Genomic DNA, 20,008 nt, shown 5'->3' with positions numbered 1-20,008 from the left:
GGCAGAAAATGCCTTTTTTATGAAGCTTTCCTAAAAACTTTTTTCTCAATATTATTAATACAAAACTCTTTTGACAAAAGATCGCAAAAATTTTTCATATGTGCACCTAAACCTTTATAAAAATTGCTTTTTGCATTGTTTTTGGTATCTTCAGCCCATACATTAACCCAAGATAAAAAATTCTCTTCTAAAAAATTTTTTAATACTTCTTTATATACCTCATCTTTATTTGCATTATAAAGAAGCATACTTAGAAATTCTAACTCAATTGCAATAAAATCCGCAGGTTGTTCCAATAATACTTTTGTAAAAAAAGAACATCTGGTATAAAACTCTTTTACCCTGTCAGACTCTTCTGAGTATAATTCCCCTGTTACATCTAAATAAAATGAACCGTACGGCGGTGCTTTTAAGCTAATCTCATCGCAAATAAATAGATCTACGTAATCAGTAGCCAAATCTAAATAATTTTCTTGAAAATGAGAATTTTTCCAGAATTTATTTCCTTGTAAACTATTTGAATCATCGGAGTGGATAAACCACTCCAATAAAATTTCCTCTTTTTTTATTTTTTCCCATTCCTCTTCTTTTAAAGGGTTATATAAAAATTGTGAAAATAGTGATGCCATATAACCTAAGACTTTATAATCATTCATAATAATCTCCTTATCCTAAAAAAATATGAGAAGTAATCATCCCATAAAATAAAATCCTTGTTAAAAATACTCCCACTAACGATAAAACAAATGCAAATTTCGGCAATAAAGAGTCTTCTTTTTCTTGCATAAAAAGAAGAACTAAACTTATTCCGCAAAAAATTATTCCAAGACTAACCAAAAGAGGATAGTTGCCGTTTGTTAGATCAAACACATTTTCTATTACATCTAATCTAAGACTTCCTAAGTGATAAGTATAAAGAACCAAAGCAAGAACAAAAAGAATAAATCCGACAGCCGTAGCCGTAACCGAGATTTTATGTTCTATACTGTTTTTTGCAATAAATGCGGCATATGTTACTGCACCTAATAATAAAGCCGAGGCAAAAAAGAGTAAAAGAGTCAAAGATAGATTCCAAGTTGGAATAGTATTTGACATAGATCCGTAAATATTTCCCATTGCATAAAGCATAGCAAATCCTACGACAGGCAAACTATAAATCACGATTTTATTCCCTTTTAAAAGAACAAGAAGTCCTACAAGTACCATAAGTCCTAAACCTAAGATTTCCAAAGGAAGCCATGAAATAACAAAACTGCCGTTTTGCGTAAAACCAAAAATTCTAGTTATCATATAAGGTGCATGAAAAGGATCTCCCAAGTGAAAAACAGAAGAAAACATTCCTAAAATTACAAGAGATAAAAAAACAATTGCAAATTTTTTATATCTTTCATCTTTTTGTGCTGCTGCACCGTTGCTATATGCATAGATAAGAGAAAAACCTACTGCACTTTGTGCAATTACCGTAAACAAAATTAGAGGCAATTCCTCTATAAATGAATTATATAATGTCATAAGTCACCTCCTGATAACTTTGAGGAATATGCGCTTCTCCCGAACCGTTTTGAGAAGGTTGCGCATTTTTTTCAGGTTTAATACATAAATTAGGTCTTGTTTTTTCATATTCGGGAAGTGGAGCAACCCCTGCAATATGTCCGTGTTTTTCCCTTAATTCACTAATAGGTCCGGCTTCTATTGCTCTATAAGGACAAGCTTCTACACATACAGGTTCAAGCCCTTCATCAAGTCTTTCGCTGCACCCGTTACATTTTGACATATGTCCTGCACGTTCATCAAATTGAGGAGCCCCGTAAGGACAAGCCATTGCACATGATTTACAACCGATACATTTATCGGCATCGACACTAACTATTCCGTATTTATCTTTATGCATTGCACCTGTAGGACAAGCTTTTATACAAGCAGGATCATCACAATGGTTGCAAGACAAAGAGGTATAATATGTAAATACATTTGTTTGTTCAAATGCTCCGCTCTCTTTTTGAAGCCATTTTCCGCCTTCATATTCAACTACTCTTCTAAAACTTATGCCTACAGGAGATTTTTTATAATCTTTACATGCCAATTGGCAAGTTCTGCATCCCACACATCTTGTTTGGTCAATATAAAAACCAAATTGTTTATTTTTTTCCATAATATCTCCTTTTAAGCTCTATATTTCTCTATTTCAACTAATGCTGAATGTTGAGGGTTTGCTTTTGAGATTGCAGTTCCTTCTTGATCTGTCAAAGTATTAATACAACCTCCAACATCAATTCCATTCTCTTTTTTATACCATCCTCCTTGAGGACAAGCAGTAACACCCGGCATAATTTTCGGTGTAACTTTTACAGTTAGGATAATTCGTCCGTGATTATTGTAAACAAAAGCTTTGTCTCCTGTTTCCAACTCTCTTTTTTTGGCATCAAGAGGATTTATCCAAAGTTCATTCGGATTTATTTCTCTAATAGGTGCACTTTCCCAGAAACTTGAGTGGGTTCTTCCTTTATAGTGATATCCAAAGATTTGTAAAGGATATTTTTTTCTAAGAGGATCCAAAGGTCCGTATTTTGATTCTACAAATTCAGGAAGCGGAGTTATTTTTTGCCCCTCTTTCAAAATCCACGTTTTTGACATTTTATCAAGCTCTGTACTATATATTTCAACTTTTCCCGTTGGAGTTTTCAAAGGATTTTTTACGGGATCATTTACAAACTCTTCATGGATAATAAAAGGTTTTTTATATCTAGGAAGTTTTAAAATCCCCATTTTTTTCATCTGTTCAAAAGTCGGCATTGAAGGATTGTTTTCAAATTTGATATTCCACAAATGTTCTAACCATTGAACTTGTGTTCTTCCTTCGGTAAATCTATCTTTTAGCTCTTCTCCTCCTAGTTTTTCTGCTAATTTCGTACACATATCATAATTTGTCATACATTCGCCAAGAGGTTCAATAGCTTTTTGAGAGTAGATAATATACGGTCTGTCATTTGAATAACCTGCACTTGAACGTACAAAATCTTCTTGTTCCAACGGAGTTGCATCAGGTAAAATAATATCTGCAAATTTATTACTTGAAGTTCTTGTTACATTTATATCGACTATAAATTCACATAAACTTTCATCTTCTAATATTTTTGCAGTTTTATTTGTATCACTATGTTGATTTATAAGACAGTTACCTCCTGTATTTAATATAAATTTTATATTTTGTTTTAACTGTTTAGTATTTCTAATACCGTCAGTTATATCTCTCATCTCTTTTCCTCTTACGACTGCATCAGTCCATAAGAAACATGGAATAGAGTCTTTAATCGGATTTTTAAAAGGTAAATGTGCCGGTTCAATCCAGCCTGTCGTATGTTCTCTTCCTCCGCAATTTGTTCCGGGTAAACCGAGATTTCCTGTCATTACAGATAAAGTAGCAATAGCTCTTGCAGATTGTTCTCCGTTTGAGTGTCTTTGCGCACCCCAACCTTGGGCAATAAAACAAGGTTTTGTAGTTGCCATTTCCCTTGCAAGTTTTATAATTGTTTCAGCAGGAATTTTTGTGATTCTTTCAGCCCATTGAGGAGTTTTTTCTGTTTTATCATCTCCTCTTCCCATAACATAATCTTCATATGAACCGTTTGCAGGTGCATTTTCAGGTAAAGTATCGGAAGAAAAACCTACGCAATATTTATCCAAAAACTCTTTATCATGTAAATCTTCGCTAATCATTACATAAGCCAAAGCTGCAACTAAAGCTGCATCTGTCCCAGGTTCAATGGGAATCCATTGGTCACAAGAACCGACTAGACTATCAGAATATCTAGGATCAATATGAATAATTTTTACTCTATTCTCTTCTAAAACATTTTTATAGGCATATCCTGTTCCACCTCCGCTCATTCTAGTTTCAACGGGGTTATTCCCAAACATAACAACAAGTTTTGCATTTTGGATTTGCATAATATCACTTCCTCTATGGGTACCGTAGAAATATTTTAATGCATTTGAAATTTGTCCTGTCGAATATGAGTTATGATAGTTGATATAACCACCGAACATACCCATAAGTCTCATAAAAGGACCTTTTGTACATCTGTTCATTATTGCACCTGTGGTACCTGTTGCATAAGGAATTAAGATTGCTTCATTTCCGTATTTTGCTTTAACCTCTTTAAGTTTTGAGGCAATAGTATCCAAAGCTTCATCCCAAGAGATTCTTACAAATTTTCCCTCACCTCTTTTTCCTACTCTTTTTAAAGGATATCTTAATCTGTTTGGATTATAGACTCTAAATCTGTTTGATCTTCCTCTTAGACAGGCTCTTACTTGATGAGAACCGAATTCATCTCCTTGGGTATTATCTGTTTCGATATGATCTATTTTCCCGTCGTTAACAAATACTCTTACAGGGCATTTACTACCGCAGTTAATAGTACATCCAGCCCATTTTACTGAGTCATACTCTAATTTTTTAACTTTTTCGTTTTTACTTGCAAGAGTTGGAATAGGCAAAATAGAAGTAGCTGCAACACTACCGCCTAAAACTCCACTCCATCGCAAGAATTGTCGTCGACTAACTTTATGCATGATGTCTCCTTTGTTTTATATCTTTTATAAAACTAATCTTATAAAAAAAAGTTAGCAAAAAGTTGTCAGTTTTTAATAAGTGGTAAAATATTTATAAGAAGATATAGATATAATAGAGAAAAAATTGGATATGCAATGAAATTTTTATTATCGACTCTATTAATATTGTCAATCTATTCAATAGATTTATATGCCAAAAGTAAACATATATTGATTTTACAATCATATAATAAAGGATTGGTCTGGACTGATAATATCTCAAAAGGTATTGAAGATACACTCCTTTTGCAAAAAAATCATTATGAATTGACAACTGAGTATATGGATACAAAAAAGATAAACAGTAAAGAGTATATCGACTCTTTATATCAACTCTTTGCAATGAAGATGAAAAAGCAGACTTTTGATGCAATTATAGTTGCAGATAACGAAGCTGTCGAGTTTGCTTTAGAGTATGAAAAAACACTTTTTAAAAATACCCCTATGGTTTTTTGCGGTATAGATAAAAGAGACCCCGGTTTGGATATAAATATAATACTAAAAAAGAATATACCTTTAATCTTAGAGAGTAAAGAGATTAAAATAAATATGAATTTTATAAGCAAGATTTTACCTAATTTAAAAGAGCTTTATATAATCAATGACTATACGGGAGCTTCCGTACTTGTAAATCATACATATGAAAAAGAGGCAGAAGAGTTAGAAAAAAAAGGAATAAAAACCGTACTAAATTTTGACGGGAATTTGGAAAAAATAACAGAAGATATTAAAAATCTTCCCAAAAACAGTGCCGTGCTTTTCGGAAGTTTATTTAGGGATAAATACGGAAACTATATTCCTTATTATGAAGTAAACAAAGTCTTAACTTCCTCAAAAGTTCCTCTTTTTTCAGTATCTGATTCTCATTTTGGCAAAGGTGTAATAGGAGGTTATCTTTTAAGAGGTTATGAATTAGGAGAAGCGGCAGCAAAAGAGACTATTAAAATTTTAGAAAAAGATTCTACACCTTCTAAGAATCCTATTATAGTTCCTTCTCAATGGGCTTTTGACTATAAAATAGCTCAAAAATATCATATAAATATGTCAAAAATACCAAAAGAGTCAATCATAATAAATTTACCTAAAAGTTTTTTTGAAAGAAATAGAAAAATTGTCGAATACGCTTTTATTCTTTTTCCTTTTTTACTTATCTCACTTATTTTTGCAGTAATCAATAACTATCAAAAATACAGATTAAGTCAAAAATTAAAAGCCCAAAGCGAGTTACAAGAAGTACTTCTTGATAATATACACAGCTCTATTTTCTGGATTGATAACCAAGATAGAGTAAAAGGCTGCAACAGCTCTTTTTGCAACTTGTTAAAGCTCTCCCAAGAAGAGATAATAGGAAAAGAGATTTGTAAAATATTTTTTGATCTTTGCAATTTACCTATTAAAAAGAGTTTGCAGCAGTTAAAAGAGACAGAGTTTACGTATGAAGATAAAATTTATAGATTAAGAAGTCAAATTTTTCTTGACAATAAAGGAGAAAATGGAGGTATAGTCTCTATTATTACGGATATAACGGAGAAAAAACAGTTTGAAGCAAATATGCAGTTTATTGTTCAACAATCAAAATTATCCGAAGTAGGAGAGATGTTATCCGCAATAGTACATCAATGGAAAAATCCTTTAGTTGAGCTCTCGGCTGTTGCTCATAAAATGATGTATTATGACAAAAAGAAAAAACTCACAAGTGATAATATAAAAGAGTTTTACAATAATATTATGACCCAAACCATTTATATGAGCGAGACTATAGATGGTTTTAGGGATTTTATAAAACCTTCAAATAAACCGAAAACTTTTAATGTGGATACAGGATTAAAAGAGGTTTTGATGCTTTTATCACACTCTTTAAAATATTCTCATATTGAGTTAGATTATGTAAATAATTCAAAAGAGTATTGTTTTGCATACGGATATCCAAATGAGTTCAAACAAGTTATAGTCAGTATTATAAACAATGCAAGAGATGCTGTTGTCGAAGCAAAAGATTCAACCCCCTCTTTAACAGGCAAAATTGTTTTAACCCTTTATAAAAACAGTGATAATATCGAACTTTTTATCGAAGATAACGGTAAAGGCATAGAAGATGAGATTAGAGATAAAATATTTAATCCTTTCTTCTCAACAAAAAATAGTGGAGATGGTTTTGGCTTATATATGGCAAAATTAATTATTGAAAATAAAATGCAGGGAAAAATAAATATTTTACCCTCTGAAAAGTGTACAAAGTTTTGTATTTCAATACCAATATCGGAAAGTATTAATTAATGAAAATTTTACTATTGGAAGATAATGTAAATTTAGCAGAAATAATAAAAGAGATGTTCGAAGAAAAAGGTCTTAGCGTAGACTGGTTTCAAGACGGACAAGAAGCCTTATATGCAATTATAAACGGCTATGACTGCTTTATTTTGGATATAAACGTACCTACATTAAGCGGATTAAAACTTTTAGAAGAGATTAGAGACCGAGATAAAAATACTCCCACAATAATAATAAGCTCAAATATAGAGTTAGAAACAATCCAAAAGGCATATGTACACGGCTGTAACGACTTTTTGAAAAAACCTTTTTATATATACGAATTGGAACGTAAGGTTGACCTTTTATGCAAAAATGAAAAGAAAATCGATTTTTGCAACGGCTTTAGCTATAACTTGGAAGAAGAGATGCTCTTTGATGAAAAAAACGATTCTGTAAAATTGACTCAAAAAGAGAAAAGACTCTTAACTCTGCTATGTAAAACTCCAAATAAAACAGTTACCTTAGAAACAATAGAACAATATGTTTGGGAAGGTGAAATAGTAGGTATCTCGGGAATCCGCTCTTTGATAAAAAGAGTTCGCTCAAAAATATGCAAAGAGTTCATCCAGACTGAAAACTATGGGTATAAGCTGGTAAATTAATACTAAAACTCAAGTAACCAGCTAAAATAATAAATATTTATATTTAATTTAAGAAACTATTTTATATACTAAGATTAATTTTTATCAAAAAGGAACTATATGAAAAAAGTATTGACTAGTGCAGTTACTGCAATAATCTTAACTACGTCTTCTGCATTTGCTGCAGTAAACTCTCAAACAGGTTGTGGACTTGGATCACAAATAATCAAAGATGACTCTTCAGCAGTTTTACTTGCACTTCAAGCTACAACAAACGGAACATCTGGTAACCAAACATTCGGTATAAGTTCTGGAACTTCAGGATGTAAAAAAACAAAACTTGTAATGAATGACAAAGCTGAAGAATTTGTTGCATCAAATATGGACCAACTTTCAAAAGAGATTGCAATGGGTCAAGGAGAAGCAGTAGAAACACTAGCTGAACTATTAGAAGTTCAAGATAAAGCAGAATTTATCGCATCTTTACAAAAAAACTATACAAAAATTTACACATCATCTAACTCATCAATGGCTGACGTATTAGATAATGTATCTCAATTATAAAAACATAAGTGATTTTTCACTTATGTTCTTTTAAGGCATATCCTATAAAAAAACACTTTCTCTTTTTTCTTATATTTATTAATTTTTTATTTGCGGATAATTTTCAAATCTATCAAAAAAAAGCAATTGGTCAAGAACTTTGGAAGGATAAATACTGGAAACTTTTGCTTCATGCAAACGGAAATAAAAGCGAAATTGATTCAGAAAACTTTTTTCTATCAAAAAACGGAAAAATCTCTCCTAAAGATGAATTGTTAGCAACTATCAAGGAGTTATATAATCAAGATGTTTTAAACGATGATGCCGTTATTTGCAGATTTCCTGCACGAATTAAATGGCTAAAAGAAAAATTAGAATTAAAAGATTTACCGAAAACAAAATGTAAAAAATATACTCAATGGATAAAAGAGATGGATGCGACAACCGCTTCTTTAATCTTTTCATCTGCACATATCAATTCTCCTGCTTCAATGTTCGGACATACCTTTATACGAATTGACTCTTCTTATAAATCAAGACTTCTTTCCCATGCTATAAATTATGCAGCAAGTGCAAACCAAGATACGGAAAACGGTTTTATCTTTGCTATAAAAGGTCTGTTAGGAGGCTATTACGGAAGATATTCTCTTTTGCCTTATTATGATAAGTTAAAAGAGTATAGAGATACGGAACAAAGAGATATTTGGGAGTATAATTTAAATCTTTCAAAAAATGAAGTAGCAAGAATGGTTGATCATATTTGGGAACTTTCTGAAACTTATTCCAACTATTATTTTTTTGATGAAAACTGTTCATATAATATGCTTTGGCTCCTTGAAGTTGCAAGACCTTCTGTTAATTTAAGAGATTATTTTATATATCAAGTAAGTCCGCCAGAAACAATTTTTGCAATTGAGAAAGAGCATTTGGTAAAAGATAAAACATATAGAGCCTCAAAAAGAACGACTTTACTGGCATATGAAAAGAGCCTAAAAGATTCCCATATAAAGATAGTAGAAGGATTATCTTTAGGAGAGATAAAAAGTGATGAAATTTTAAATAACAACAGAATCGACAAAAAAGATAAACAACTTATTTTTGATGCTTCCCTTGAACTTTCTGAATACAATTACATACAAAGAAAACTAAAAAAAGAGAACTATCTTAAGATATTTCATAACCTATCTAAATCACGTGCACTTTTAGGAAAAGGCGAAAAATTAAAACTAAAAACACCTGATAATCCCGATCAAGGGCATAGACAACTTAAAATATCAGTAGGAAGCAATGTTAATACCCAAAACGGGAATAACTATTATACCCTTGGATTAAGACCTACATATCATGATATAACAAATAATGATGTTGGATTTTTAAAAGGAACGCAGATTGAATTTTTTGATTCACAAATAAAAGTAGAAGATACAAACTTTAAGATTGATTATTTTAAACTTCTTACCATAAGCTCAATTGCCCCTCAAACAAAGTTTTTTAACCCTTTATCTTGGATGACCTCTTGGCAGTTTGACAGAGAAGGCAAAGACGATAAACTTGATTTTAACGGAAGAGTCAGTGTTGGAAGTGCCTGGAAATTTATGGAAGATAATTATACTTATACTATGGCTGATCTCTTTATCTATGACAAAGGAGATACCCATAGCAGTTTAGGTTTTACCGCCGGAGCCGTACTTTATGAAGGGAAAAAATATAAAACAAATATAGAATTAACATATAAATATTTTGACAATAAAGAGAGCCAAAGTTTGGTTCATCTAACACAAAGTTATTTTCCTAAACAAAATATTGATTTAAAATTTAAATATAAATATATCGAAAAATTTTATACCGATCAAAGTGTTATAGGACTTGAGTTTAATTATTTCTTTTAAGAATCACTACTTAACGCAAATTTTACGGCTGCTTTAACATGAAGTTCCGTAGTATTAAACATAGGCAAGTTTGGAATATCCGACTGTCTTAACAATAGAAAAATTTCAGTACAACCCAAAATAAGCCCTTGGGCACCTTGTTGATTCATTTTTTTAGATATTTCAATATATTTTCTTCTTGAATCTTCTGAAATAATTCCTTTAACCAGTTCGTTAAAGATGATTTCATCAATTATCTTTTGCTCTTCTTCATTAGGAATTATAAGCTCGATATTATGTTTGTTTTTAAACCTATTTTTAAAAAAGCTAGATTCCATTGTTGCTTTTGTTCCTAGAAGACCTACTTTTTTTAAACCTGCTTTTTTAATAGCTTCTGCCGTAGGATCAACAATATGAATAAACGGAATTTTAATCGTATCTGAAATATCATCCAAAACCTTATGCATTGTGTTAGAAACACAGATAAGAAAATCTGCTCCGCCTTTTTCAACATTGGCTGCGTTATGCATTAAATATTTTTTTGCATCATCCCATTTTTTATTACGAACAAAATATTCAATATTTCCAAAGTTAACACTATAAAGAAGTATTTCCGCAATATCCCAATTGCCTAAACACTTATTTACCTCTGCATTAATCATTTTATAATACTCTGCCGTAGCTTCATTGCTCATCCCACCTAAAATACCGATTGTTTTCATTTTTATAGGTCTTTGCATTTTTTTACCTTTTAATATAAATTTTGGAGAAGTTTATATTATTTGGATAAAAAAGTATTGTATGAACTTGCTATTTAATGAAGTTCTGCTTGTTATTAATTTTGTGGGATTTCTTTTATTTTTAATTATTATTTTGGAAAGTGATAGTTGCTTTGGAAAAATTGAGATACTTATAGACACTAAATTGGTACAAGAGTAAGATAATGTGATGTAAAAGCTTAAATATAGGTGAATAGCACGCCTGTAGGAAATTCATAAAGTAGTTTTAAAAAGCATAAGTAGCCATAAAAAAGCATTTCCTTTCTTTAAATAAATATTATTTATAGCTGTTTTTAGCACAAATTTTGAACAACCAATTATAGAAAGTAAAATACTCATTTAAAAGAATACTATATTAGAATTTTACTTAAGCTCATTTTCCTTAATATGAAAAAACAATTCTTTAATCATTTTTGACAATGGTTGTTTATTAAAATCTATTTCTTTATAATAATTACAAAATTTTTGTTTATATATTTTATCTTGTGAATCAATACTTAACGAAAAAAATTTTTTTAAATATCTCCTATTTTCTATAGGATGTTTTTTCATTTCTAAAAAAATATCATTTACATATTGACTATGAACTTTATCATACAAACCATCTAAATTAAATAATTCTGTATTTTTAATATTATCTTTACTTTCTAACAATATTACATGTTTTTCATTACTTAAAGGAGCAAACTTAAATTTTATATCATCACTTTTTATTTGATAAGGACTTTTACATTTATTGTATGTATCATAATTACTTTTTATTTTATTACAAAAAGTACATGAAGGTAGCAAGTTCGAAATACTAAGAGATAGAAAAGGATAAATTGATTTAGGATAGAAATGTTCTATATCCGGTGACCATTTTTTATAATCTTTTCCTAACTGTTTTTTTTTATAAATAGGATTAATAAAATTTCTATTACAATATGGACATACATGTACATTTTTAAACATTTCAAAAAATGATTTTTTAAAAGTTGAACTACTTAATTCATTTTTGTATAAATCTTCAAATATAGTTTGATATTTTTTAAAACTGTCATGTTTTTCATCATCAGTCCTATGTACCAGTAAAGTTTCAATTTTAGAATCTAAATAAAGCTTCATTCTTTCAAAACTACCAATTAAAATTAAATATATATTATCTTTAATATCTCTTAATTCTGTTTTTAAATCTGGATGTATAGATCTATCTCTCAATAACTCATTAATTTTATCTATAACTACGTTTCTATATCTATAAATGGATAAATACTTTGCATTATCATAACCTCTAAACTCATCCAAAATAGAATAATCGCCATTTTCAAGGTCAACCTTTTCTATTTTTGATTCAACTAGCTTTTTTAAATTAAATATACTATCAAATAAAGCTCTATTATCTATATCAAATTCATCAATGAATATTCTATTTTTGAAAGAATTATCTACATTTACCATTGACTATCTTTTATTTTATAAAGTTTTTTCCATATTTCAATCTGTTGTTCTCTATCATATTTAATCAATTCATTTTCAATTTCTTCAGAAGGTAAATCTCTCAACTTATCTATAATATCTTGAATATTATCTTCATCCCCAATTATCTTAACAAGATCTAACAATTCATTTCTTAATATAGGTTCACCAATAAATTCAATTGTATTTTGAATTATTTCTTTACTCTTTATAATATCGTTTTTAACTTTATCTAAATACTTCTTATCATCATATACTTTTATAAAAATTTCAAAAGATATATCTTTCCATGTATCAGACTTTATACGATTCTCTTTGTAATACCTTTTTCTATAAGTTGAAATAATCTTCTTTAAATTATATTTATTAATAATTGGCTTAATAAACTTTAGAATCATTTTACTATTTGCTCTTGTTTTTTCAAACTCTTCTATGATCTTATAAAGATTGATAATATCAATAAGCTCATTTATTTTATTTTGAGCAAACTCTCCCATGAATTGTTCCATAAAAAAACTATCATGATAAAGATCATAAATATTTGCACCAAAAGTTCTCTTTTTATTATTAATATTTGTTGAAATATTTTCACTATATTCTATTTCAACTTCTTTATCATTTTCAATAATTCTTTTCTTTTCTTTTTTTAGAAAGACTACCCTATCATCTGTTATATCAGATAAGATCATTGGTGAATGTGTAGCATATAGTATATAAAAATTATTACTATAACTATTCAAAAAATTTATCAAATCATATACTAATTTTCTTTGCCATTCTAAATGAAGTTTTAAATCTGCTTCATCTAATATAATAATAATATCTTTACTAGAATCAATATTTTGTATCGCATCATTTATTCTTGCAAAAATAAATAATATTGCTTTTTGTCCTGAAGAGAGGGGAGGATTTAATTCTAATTCAAAAAAATCAAATTCGTACTCTAATAATTTTTTATTATATTTAAAAAAAACATCTATATTTTCATCCAAATAAATAATACAATTTTCATCAATTTTATTGATAAACTCATTATCAAATTCCTCAATTATAAAATATTCTTCTATATTTTTTTTTGAATTTTTATCAAAGAAATCAACTAATTCTTCTGTATCATTTACCTTCATAAATACTTTTAATAAATTTAAAACTAAAATTAATTTTTTATATTCATTTTGATTATCAAATAATTTATAAAAAGAATTAACAAATACAATCTTTTTTAATTCTAAATTTATTTTTTTATTATTTATTACTTCATACGTATAATTCTCTATTAAAGAATTTACTACAGTTTGTATTTGCTTATCATTTATATTATAAAAATTATTGTAATTCTCTATCAAGTTATCTTCAACTAAGGAATTAACTATTTTTTTATAATCTTCTAATTTAAAATTATAAAAATGTATTTTTTCTAATTTTAATAAATTGTGAATTCTTACAAATAACCTTGGCAAAAGAAACATTTCTACTGATTCTTTAAAAGATCTCTTCTCACGATTTAATAATCTAATATTTATAAAATTATACCCCCTCCTTTCAAATAAAGAATTTCTATCTAAATATCCCAAAATGTAATTAAACAATTCAAGTAAATATATAATTTTTATAAATAAAAGAAATTCAGAGTTATTTTCTAGTTCAGAAAAAACTTTCTCATAGTTTCCTTGAGGGGTACTTTTTAAATAATCAAGAAATATTTGCGTACTAGATTCTAAAATTTCTGAAACTTGATTTTTAAAAAACTTTTCTAAATAATATTTATCAAAACTACCATCATGAGAAATTACTCTTTCCATTTTATTCTCATTTAATTCTTTAGTAATTAGAATAAAAGATTCTTTTATTAAATCTTCATATTCAAATAAAGAAGGCCTAAAAAACTTTTTATTAATTAAATATTCTAAGCTTTTAAAGTATTTTTTACATAATTTAAAATCATTTTCAAATATGGCATATAACTTTTCAAATTCCATATAACTATTATATATTTCTTCATTAATTATATGCTTTAAAAAATTACTATTACTGCAATCTATTATTTTCAAAAATACTCTTTTATCAAAATCAGCAGTCATAATTTTAAATAATTCAATTGCATTTTTCTCTATATCATAATAAAATTGATCAAAGAATACATCACTTGCCTTTAATTTTAATGAGTTAATTGAAACATTATTATTCCTATTATATTTAAAATATTTTTTTAAATCATCATTTTCTATTTCTTTTAAAGCTGAATTTAAATCACAACCTTTATCTTCTGCATCCTTCATTAATTTTCGATTTGAAATGTTATATTTTGGATTTAAATCATCATCAAATATATCTATAATTGGACAATAATAAATATATTCAAAGTCTCGTTTATTCTTTAGTAATTTATCATTAATGTGGACTTTCAATTCATCTTTTGAAATATAAAAATTTCCTTCATTAGATTCAAAAACGATTAGAGAATAATTATTATTCTTATCTCTAATTGAATTAACCAAAATACTTTTTCCTGATCCATTTTCTCCAATTATTACACCAATATCTATATTATTTGAATAAAAATTCTCATCAAAATTTTGATTTTTCTTCATATTAAAATTAAATTCATTCTTTTTAGACTGTGATATATGATATTTTTTACTAAACTGTATAATTGTACCTTTTGGGAAAGGTCCTTTATTCTCATAAAAATATATAAATAATAATCTCAATGTAACTCTCTATTTTCTTCTTATTTAAAGAATTTATTTTACCGTTATTAATATTAATTATTTAAATATAAATAATATTTTAGAAGTTTTAAATTTATCAAAATTGTAATATAATAAATCTATACAGTTATTATAATTAATCAGGAGACTATATGGAAAAAAGTTTTATTCTAAACAAAATTGTATTACATAGGATTAATAAAACACAAGGTGTAAAAGATGGTGAAGTTAAAGAAAGAAAAGCTTTACTCGACATATCAGATGAAGATATAGAGAAGTTTGCACAAACAGTTTCTTTTTCTTATCACAAAAGAACAACTAAAGAATATGGACAATTTAAAGAACGACCAGAGCCTACATTTAAAAGACTAATTGATAAATATATAACACTACCTAGTGATGAATCTTTTCTAGATTTTTCTCAAGTAGCTGCACAACATTTAACAGATGAAATGAATAAAAAACCACAGTCAACAGGTGGTTATTTAATTGTAGCAGATTATAAAATGAGAGATAGATTTATAATGATTGTTTTACTAAATAAAAAATTTGGATTTACTGCAAATGATTCAAGTTTAGTAATTAAAATGATAAATGAACTAAATACAGATCAAATAGCCATGGCAGGTTTTATTAACATTGATTCATATTCAAGTGACGAAGAACGTAAATATCTTTCTTTTATGAAAGGAGTTAAAGATGTTAGTGAATACTTTGTTGATTTTATGGGTGCAGATGAAAAGAAAGAGAGTTCAAAAGAGACAACAAAATTATTTGTGTCTACATTAAATAATTATCTAAAAGAAACTTTTGATGAAGAAAAGATTCAATCTTTGCAAATGAGAATATATAATTTATGTGATGAAAAGATAAAAAATAAAGAGCCTTTAACAATGGAATCTGTATCAAACTTTATAGATCCTGACAATCCAAAAGGTTTTTTTGATTATATCAATGAAAATCAAATTGAATTAAGTAATACAATTGAAAGCATTAACCGATCAGAGATAAAAAAACTTGAACTGTTCAAATATACAGGAAAGGGAATAAAATTAAGTTTTCAAAGAAAACTATATGATGATGGAGATATTTATTTATCAGAAAATAAGGATAAATTGATTATAAAGATTGATGATAAATTAAAACAAGTGATTGAAGAAGAATTGTAAAATGAATATTATGAAATTAATTGATGATTTGATTATAAACAAAGATAATAATATAGATTTTGTTAATGAAGGACAAGACATTTCTATAGATATAAAAATTGAAAAATCTGATTATATTTCACTTTTGCAAGACTTTGATGAGAATTCTATTTTAAAAGAAATTAAAATTAATAATACTAACTGTAATCTTACAAGTATAGAAATAAATAAAACTTATAGCCTTCAATTAAGTATTTCCTACTTAAGAAAAGTATACAAATATTTTATTTTTAAAGATTTTGATGAATTTTTAAATGTTAATAGAGTTAATAATATATCTGAGTTTTACTATATTCATGAGTTTAAATATAGCTCATTATCAACAGAAAAAAAACTAGATTTTATTATGCAATATGAAAAAATATCTCAACTATTTAATATTATTAATCAAATATCAATAGATAAAGATAAAGAAGGACTATCAGACTATAAATATACTATTTTTGATAAGCGAAAGATATTTATACATTCATTATATAATAAGAAAGATATTTTAATTTTTCAAAATATAAAAAATATTGATGAACTTATTAACACATTTACTGATGAAATTTTAGTAAATGCAGAAAAAAGAATAAATAAAATTTTTTTAATTAATGCGTTAGAAGATACTTTATCTAAGGATAAGAAACAAATCAATATTAATGAAATTTTTCCTTTGCTATCAAAAGTTTATGATGAATACCAAATTCATCACAGAGCTTATATAAATTCACTTGATCCTGCAAAGCTAAAAGAAGATGCAAATAAAGCATTAAAAGAATATTTTTCAAAACTAAATACACTTTTAAGTGATGTAAATAGTAAAATAATATTTCTTCCTATTGCATTTATTGTTAGTTTAGGTCAAATGAGTTCACAAACTCAAGCAAAAAATTTCATTATACTTCTTGGTATGTCTATTTTTTGTCTTATCTTATATAAGTTTTCCGTTATACAACGAGATATATTAAATGCATTATCAAAAGAAATTGAATCAAAAAAAGAGGAATGTAAAGAAGTAAATAAATTATATAATTCAGTGGAATCAACTTTAGCTAGTCTTGAAAAATTAACTTTTTCTATAAAAGATCGATTTAATTGGACGATAAAATTAAATACAATGATTTTCGTCATTGTATTTCTTTCTTTTCTTTTTTACTCAAATATACAATGGGATGATTACATTAAAATTAATGGGAAACCTATAAGTTCTCTATTTTCCAAAATGGATACTAAAAAAAAATTTAATTCTGAATCATTCAGTACACTACAAAATATTAATTCAAAATATTGATATTATATAATTTTAGCACAATAAAAAAATTTAGGTAAAAGTATTGATTTTATGAGTTGTACTGCAAAATGGCACGCCTGGTAGGATTCGAACCCACAACCACCGGGGCCGAAACCCGGCGCTCTATCCAGTTGAGCCACAGACGCGCTTGTATTTTATTGATAATCCAAATTTTTGCATTAGATTATTATATTAGAGTGCGAATTCTACACACTCTATGTTTAAAATACTCTGAATTACTTTCGCTTTAGACTATTGTAATAAAATACTCAAACAACTTATTAGGAATATTGTTAAAGTATATATTGCGATAGTTTTCACTGAAATTATTTTGCTTGTTTGCAAATTTGCATCTAATTTGATTTTATAAATACTCATTTTTATATCCTTTCTCTATATTTTATTACTATAATAAAGAAATTATTCACTTTTGTCAAGAGTTTAGTCATAGCTACGATTTTAAGGTTAGTATATACCTTTTTGAATAATTAATCTTAAAAAAGAGAAGGTAGTTTTAGGTTTAAGTTTTATTTAATATCTTTTTTTATTATTTTACTAATTGACTTAAAATGCGTCAATTAGTATAAGAAAGAAGAAGACTATTCCTAGGTATCCGTTTACTGTAAAGAAAGCTTTATCTATTTTCGTAAAATCTCTATGTACTATAATATGTTCATAAGTGAGCATTACTGCACTTATTATTACTGCTAAATAGGCAAATAATCCCGAATTTGAAGTGATTACAAATAGAAGCCAAAATACAACCGTACACAAATGAAAAACTTTTGAGATTAGCATTGTTTTTTTAGCACCGAATCTGCTTGGTATTGAATGAAGTCCCAACTTTTTATCTACTTCAATATCTTGCAAAGAGTATAAAAGATCAAATCCTGCAACCCAAAACATCACTCCGATACTTAATAAAACAGACCATAAAGTTATTGTTTCACTTACTGCTACAACTCCCGCAATAGGAGCAAGTCCTAAAGAGATTCCAAGAATTATATGTGCAAAATATGAAAACCTTTTAAAATATGAGTATGAGCCTATTACTATTAAAATAGGTATAGATAGATAGAATGCCAAGTCATTTATAAAATACGCAACAACAATAAAAGCCAAAGCATTTAAAATCACAAAAGCCAGCATTTGGGTAGCACTTACTCTTCCGTCTACATTTGGACGGTTTATTGTTCTTGGATTTAGAGCATCTATATCTCTATCCATATATCTATTAAAACCCATTGCAAAGTTTCTTGCCGTAACTGCGGCTAAAACTCCCAAAATCAAAAGTTTAAATCCAAACCAGGCACTTGCATTTACCTCCACAGAAGAGGTTATCATTGCAATAAAAATAAAAGGTAAAGCAAAGACTGAGTGTTTGAACATGACTAGTTCACTAAAATTATTTAATATTCTTTTTATATTTTCCATGGACGAAAGTATATCAAACAAGAGTAAAATTTACCCTTATTTTGATACAATTTTTTTATGAAAGAAATTGCAATTATAGGCTCAACAGCCTCAGGAAAAACTGCTTTATCTATTGATATCGCAAAAAAGACAGACTCTATAATTCTATCCCTTGACTCTTTATCGGTTTACAAAGAGATTGATATAGCTTCGGCAAAACCAACAAAAGAAGAGAGAGGAGATATTGTTCATTTTGGAATAGATGAAGTCTATCCCAATGAAAAATTTGGAGTTATTGAGTTTATAAAAATTTACAAAAAAGCAAAAGAGTATGCAACAAAACATAATAAAAACCTTATAATAGTGGGCGGTACGGGATTTTATTTAAAAGCATTAGTTGAAGGTTTATCAACAGGTATAGAAAAAGAAGTTCCTTTGGAAAGCTCTTTGGAAGAGACCTATGAACTTTTATATAAATTAGATAAAAAATATATGGAAAAAATTTCAAAAAATGATTCTTATCGTATCAGAAAAGCCTTCTCTATATATAAACAAAGCGGTATGGCTCCAAGTGACTATTTTGAATTAAATCCAAAAGAACCCGTAGCAAAAGATTTAAAAATTTTCGAAATACTTTGGGACAGGGAAGAGCTGAAAAAACGGATTGCTTTAAGAACACATCAAATGATAAAAGACGGAATTATAGATGAAGTGATTCACTTGGAAAGCAAATATACAAGAGAACCCAATTGTATGAGTTCTATTGGAATTATAGAGACTTTGGAGTATTTAGACGGAAAATTGGATAAAAAAGAGTTAGAAGAAAAAATTAGTTCAAACACTGCAAAACTTGCGAAAAGACAAAATACTTTTAATAAAAGTCAGTTTAAAGATAAAACTTCAAACTTTATAGAGAACTTAAATTCAGATATACTTAAGTTTTTTTAGATATAATCCCAATCCATTTAAAGAGTTTAATAAAGGGCGACAAAGATTCGACCTTTTATTTGACATTTGCCAAATTAAGGAAAATCAAGTGAAAAAAGATATTCACCCAGATTACAAAACTTGTACAGTTACTTGTGCTTGTGGAAATACATTTGAAACAAAATCAAATGTAGAATCAATGAGAATTGACATTTGTTCAGCTTGCCACCCATTTTTCACTGGTGAGCAAAAAATCGTTGATGCTGCTGGTAGAGTAGAGAAATTCAAAGCTAAATACGCGAAAAAATAGCTTTCTG

At 27.8% G+C, this 20,008-nt stretch carries 16 protein-coding genes and 1 tRNA gene; 8 read left to right on the top strand and 9 right to left on the bottom strand.

The window, feature by feature from the left end; all coding sequences use genetic code 11:
• Window positions 1–17: 17 nt before the first annotated feature.
• Genes AANAER_RS01065 through AANAER_RS01050 form a run of 4 tightly spaced genes read right to left on the bottom strand, consistent with a single transcriptional unit; the run spans window position 18 to window position 4,575 of the window.
• Window positions 18–656, bottom strand: coding sequence for a TorD/DmsD family molecular chaperone (locus AANAER_RS01065; protein WP_129081405.1), 639 nt, complete (start codon window positions 654–656; stop codon window positions 18–20).
• Window positions 657–666: 10 nt separating this feature from the next.
• Complete coding sequence (locus AANAER_RS01060; RefSeq protein WP_129081404.1) at window positions 667–1,512, bottom strand: dimethyl sulfoxide reductase anchor subunit family protein; 846 nt, start codon at window positions 1,510–1,512, stop codon at window positions 667–669.
• Window positions 1,499–2,152 (bottom strand): DMSO/selenate family reductase complex B subunit, encoded by a 654-nt coding sequence (locus AANAER_RS01055; RefSeq protein WP_129081403.1) that lies wholly within the window; start codon window positions 2,150–2,152, stop codon window positions 1,499–1,501. Before AANAER_RS01055 ends, AANAER_RS01060 begins: the two co-directional genes overlap by 14 nt.
• A gap of 11 nt (window positions 2,153–2,163) precedes the next feature.
• Window positions 2,164–4,575: a DMSO/selenate family reductase complex A subunit gene (locus AANAER_RS01050; protein WP_129081402.1), complete on the bottom strand. Its 2,412-nt coding sequence runs from the start codon at window positions 4,573–4,575 to the stop codon at window positions 2,164–2,166.
• 135 nt (window positions 4,576–4,710) lie between these two features.
• On the opposite strand from AANAER_RS01050, the gene AANAER_RS01045 reads away from it, so the two are divergent.
• The 4 genes from AANAER_RS01045 (at window position 4,711) to AANAER_RS01030 (ending at window position 9,940) form a co-directional block, all read left to right on the top strand.
• On the top strand, window positions 4,711–6,891 hold the full coding sequence (locus AANAER_RS01045; RefSeq protein WP_129081401.1) for an ATP-binding protein: 2,181 nt from the start codon (window positions 4,711–4,713) through the stop codon (window positions 6,889–6,891).
• The gene (locus AANAER_RS01040; RefSeq protein ID WP_129081400.1) at window positions 6,891–7,529 is read left to right on the top strand and encodes a response regulator transcription factor; all 639 of its coding nucleotides are present in this window, start codon (window positions 6,891–6,893) and stop codon (window positions 7,527–7,529) included. Before AANAER_RS01045 ends, AANAER_RS01040 begins: the two co-directional genes overlap by 1 nt.
• 99 nt (window positions 7,530–7,628) lie before the next feature.
• A complete protein-coding gene (locus tag AANAER_RS01035) occupies window positions 7,629–8,072 on the top strand; it encodes a DUF3015 family protein (RefSeq protein ID WP_044418971.1) in 444 nt (147 codons plus the stop codon).
• A gap of 8 nt (window positions 8,073–8,080) precedes the next feature.
• The gene (locus tag AANAER_RS01030; RefSeq protein WP_456064536.1) at window positions 8,081–9,940 is read left to right on the top strand and encodes an Lnb N-terminal periplasmic domain-containing protein; all 1,860 of its coding nucleotides are present in this window, start codon (window positions 8,081–8,083) and stop codon (window positions 9,938–9,940) included.
• Here the strand turns inward: AANAER_RS01030 and AANAER_RS01025 are convergent.
• The 3 genes from AANAER_RS01025 to AANAER_RS01015 form a co-directional block, all read right to left on the bottom strand.
• Entirely contained in the window at window positions 9,937–10,659 is a 723-nt protein-coding gene (locus tag AANAER_RS01025; protein WP_129081398.1) for an aspartate/glutamate racemase family protein, read from the bottom strand. The two genes, AANAER_RS01030 and AANAER_RS01025, sit on opposite strands and share 4 nt — an antisense overlap.
• A gap of 402 nt (window positions 10,660–11,061) precedes the next feature.
• Entirely contained in the window at window positions 11,062–12,138 is a 1,077-nt protein-coding gene (locus tag AANAER_RS01020; protein WP_129081397.1) for a hypothetical protein, read from the bottom strand.
• Complete coding sequence (locus tag AANAER_RS01015; protein ID WP_129081396.1) at window positions 12,132–14,867, bottom strand: OLD family protein; 2,736 nt, start codon at window positions 14,865–14,867, stop codon at window positions 12,132–12,134. Before AANAER_RS01015 ends, AANAER_RS01020 begins: the two co-directional genes overlap by 7 nt.
• 152 nt (window positions 14,868–15,019) lie before the next feature.
• On the opposite strand from AANAER_RS01015, the gene AANAER_RS01010 reads away from it, so the two are divergent.
• Together AANAER_RS01010 and AANAER_RS01005 are read left to right on the top strand one after the other, a co-directional pair.
• Window positions 15,020–16,036, top strand: coding sequence for a nucleoid-associated protein (locus AANAER_RS01010; RefSeq protein ID WP_129081395.1), 1,017 nt, complete (start codon window positions 15,020–15,022; stop codon window positions 16,034–16,036).
• A 10-nt stretch (window positions 16,037–16,046) separates the two neighbouring features.
• Entirely contained in the window at window positions 16,047–17,351 is a 1,305-nt protein-coding gene (locus AANAER_RS01005) for an ATP synthase subunit B family protein (protein ID WP_129081394.1), read from the top strand.
• A 69-nt stretch (window positions 17,352–17,420) separates the two neighbouring features.
• Here the strand turns inward: AANAER_RS01005 and AANAER_RS01000 are convergent.
• Window positions 17,421–17,497 (bottom strand) — tRNA-Arg (locus AANAER_RS01000).
• A 418-nt stretch (window positions 17,498–17,915) separates the two neighbouring features.
• Window positions 17,916–18,785, bottom strand: coding sequence for a menaquinone biosynthesis prenyltransferase MqnP (gene mqnP, locus AANAER_RS00995; RefSeq protein ID WP_129081550.1), 870 nt, complete (start codon window positions 18,783–18,785; stop codon window positions 17,916–17,918).
• Between the two features lie 57 nt (window positions 18,786–18,842).
• On the opposite strand from mqnP, the gene miaA reads away from it, so the two are divergent.
• Window positions 18,843–19,712: a tRNA (adenosine(37)-N6)-dimethylallyltransferase MiaA gene (gene miaA, locus AANAER_RS00990; protein ID WP_129081393.1), complete on the top strand. Its 870-nt coding sequence runs from the start codon at window positions 18,843–18,845 to the stop codon at window positions 19,710–19,712.
• Window positions 19,713–19,800: 88 nt separating this feature from the next.
• Window positions 19,801–20,001, top strand: coding sequence for a 50S ribosomal protein L31 (gene rpmE / locus AANAER_RS00985; protein WP_044419006.1), 201 nt, complete (start codon window positions 19,801–19,803; stop codon window positions 19,999–20,001).
• The last annotated feature ends 7 nt before the right edge of the window (window positions 20,002–20,008 follow it).

The organism is Halarcobacter anaerophilus, assembly GCF_006459125.1.
Taxonomy (GTDB): Bacteria; Campylobacterota; Campylobacteria; order Campylobacterales; family Arcobacteraceae; genus Halarcobacter; species Halarcobacter anaerophilus.
Note: the sequence above shows the minus strand (reverse complement) of the source record. Positions and strands in the feature narration are given on the sequence as shown.

Coding starts and splice junctions, on each gene's coding strand:
- AANAER_RS01010 (WP_129081395.1), top strand. CDS start 15,020: ATGGAAAAAAGTTTTATTCTAAACAAAATTGTATTACATAGGATTAAT.
- AANAER_RS01005 (WP_129081394.1), top strand. CDS start 16,047: ATGAAATTAATTGATGATTTGATTATAAACAAAGATAATAATATAGAT.
- miaA (WP_129081393.1), top strand. CDS start 18,843: ATGAAAGAAATTGCAATTATAGGCTCAACAGCCTCAGGAAAAACTGCT.
- AANAER_RS01050 (WP_129081402.1), bottom strand. CDS start 4,575: ATGCATAAAGTTAGTCGACGACAATTCTTGCGATGGAGTGGAGTTTTA.
- mqnP (WP_129081550.1), bottom strand. CDS start 18,785: ATGGAAAATATAAAAAGAATATTAAATAATTTTAGTGAACTAGTCATG.
- AANAER_RS01025 (WP_129081398.1), bottom strand. CDS start 10,659: ATGCAAAGACCTATAAAAATGAAAACAATCGGTATTTTAGGTGGGATG.
- AANAER_RS01020 (WP_129081397.1), bottom strand. CDS start 12,138: ATGGTAAATGTAGATAATTCTTTCAAAAATAGAATATTCATTGATGAA.
- AANAER_RS01065 (WP_129081405.1), bottom strand. CDS start 656: ATGAATGATTATAAAGTCTTAGGTTATATGGCATCACTATTTTCACAA.
- AANAER_RS01045 (WP_129081401.1), top strand. CDS start 4,711: ATGAAATTTTTATTATCGACTCTATTAATATTGTCAATCTATTCAATA.
- AANAER_RS01055 (WP_129081403.1), bottom strand. CDS start 2,152: ATGGAAAAAAATAAACAATTTGGTTTTTATATTGACCAAACAAGATGT.
- AANAER_RS01060 (WP_129081404.1), bottom strand. CDS start 1,512: ATGACATTATATAATTCATTTATAGAGGAATTGCCTCTAATTTTGTTT.
- AANAER_RS01040 (WP_129081400.1), top strand. CDS start 6,891: ATGAAAATTTTACTATTGGAAGATAATGTAAATTTAGCAGAAATAATA.
- AANAER_RS01035 (WP_044418971.1), top strand. CDS start 7,629: ATGAAAAAAGTATTGACTAGTGCAGTTACTGCAATAATCTTAACTACG.